General features: G+C 59.0%; 2 protein-coding genes. Both read right to left on the reverse strand.

Translation table 11 applies throughout. From position 1 onward, the window contains the following. Positions 1-33 precede the first annotated feature (33 nt). Positions 34-852, reverse strand: a complete 819-nt coding sequence (locus G8767_RS35135; protein ID WP_081377669.1) for a DDE-type integrase/transposase/recombinase — start codon at positions 850-852, stop codon at positions 34-36. A 179-nt stretch (positions 853-1,031) separates the two neighbouring features. Then, positions 1,032-1,448, reverse strand: coding sequence for a transposase (locus G8767_RS35140; RefSeq protein WP_030537394.1), 417 nt, complete (start codon positions 1,446-1,448; stop codon positions 1,032-1,034). Between the last annotated feature and the right edge of the window lie 77 nt (positions 1,449-1,525).

Below are 1,525 nucleotides of genomic sequence, written 5' to 3' on the forward strand. Positions count from 1 at the left end.
CGCTATGTGTCAAGTCAAGTGAGACAGTGACGTTCAGTTGATCTGCGATTCCGAGACCGGTTCGTTGATGAAGAATACGGTCGGCATCTCGGGCGGACTTGGCCGGCGCGAAAACCGGGCAGGGTTCGCGACGTAAGCCTCGTTCAGAGTGATCTGCCGGGCCTCGTCGACCGCGTCAGCGGTCCCGAAGTGCACCGACGCCGGCGTATGCCAGGCAATTCCCGAATGACGGTGAATATGGTTGTACTCGTTGAAGAATCCTTCCAAGAACACTCGTGCATCATCCAGTGATGCAAACGAAGTCGGGAAATCATGCAGGTATTTCAGAGTCTTGAATTGCGACTCGGAGTACGGGTTGTCGTTCGATACTCGCGGTCGTGAATGCGACCGGGTGATGCCGAGGTTGGTGAGCAGTTCCGACACCAATCCTGAGGTCATCGAAGTGCCGCGGTCCGCGTGGACGGTGTGCGGGGCGATGCCGTTGCGCTCGATTGCTTCCGCAATGAATTCAGCTGCCAATTCAGCACTTTCGTGTGCAGCCACGATCCACGACGGGTTGTAGCGAGAGTAGATGTCGATCAGTACGTACAGGTGAAACCACACGCCCTTGGTGGGCCCGCGAAGTTTGGTGATGTCCCAGGTCCAGACCTGTGAAGGTCCGTCGGCGAGGAGTTCGGGGATCGCCTTCGGTGGATGTGTCGCTGTTCGTCGGCGTTCACGGTTTTGTCCGGCCGCGGCGGCGATCCGATACATGCTCGACAGTGAACACCAGTAGTTTCCCTCGTCGAGTTCCCGCGCCCAGATCTGACATATGGCCAGGTCAGCGTTCTTGTCGCTGTTGATGACGGTCAAAACTTTCGCTCGCTCGGATGCGGTGAGCGCTTGGCCGTTGTCCGGGATGGGTCTTGGTTTCCGGGGACCTTGAACGGGTGGTTGCTGGTGACGGTAGTGGGTGGCGCGGGATCGCCCGATCAGGATGCAGGATCGCCTGGTGGGGATTTCGGCGGCTCGCAGGTCGGCGAATGTGCTGTTCAGTGCGTCTTCGGTAAGGGCGGTGTGTCCGTGCTCTCGGAGATGGATTCCAAGAGCACGTGAAGTTTTCCCATGATCTCGAGCGCGGCCTCCGTCTGCGTCAATTGCTTTGCCAGACGAGCGTTCTCGCGTGTCAGTCGGGCCATTTCCTTACGTGTCGCGGCGTCGGTGTCGGGATGGGCGACCGCTTTCGGTCGAGACTTCCCGGCCGCTGCGGTTCTGGCTTGGGCCCATTCTCGGAGTTGAGATTGGTACAAACCTTCGCGGCGCAGGACTGCAGATTTCTCTCCGTGTGGGGCGTTGTTGTATTCGTCGAGGATGCGGTTGCGGTATTCAGTGGTGAAGGTTCTGCGGGTCGGTTTCGGGGCAGGATCCGCCGGCGAATCTGACGGTGTTTCGGGGTTCGGGCTGCTCATCGGTGGTGCTCGTTTCATGCCCTCAGTGAGTGATCTCGGTTGCCTCCGAGTGTCTCACTAAATCCTGACAGAGAGGG

The organism is Rhodococcus sp. IC4_135 (assembly GCF_011602025.1).
In the GTDB taxonomy this organism is placed as follows: Bacteria; Actinomycetota; Actinomycetes; order Mycobacteriales; family Mycobacteriaceae; genus Rhodococcus_F; species Rhodococcus_F baikonurensis.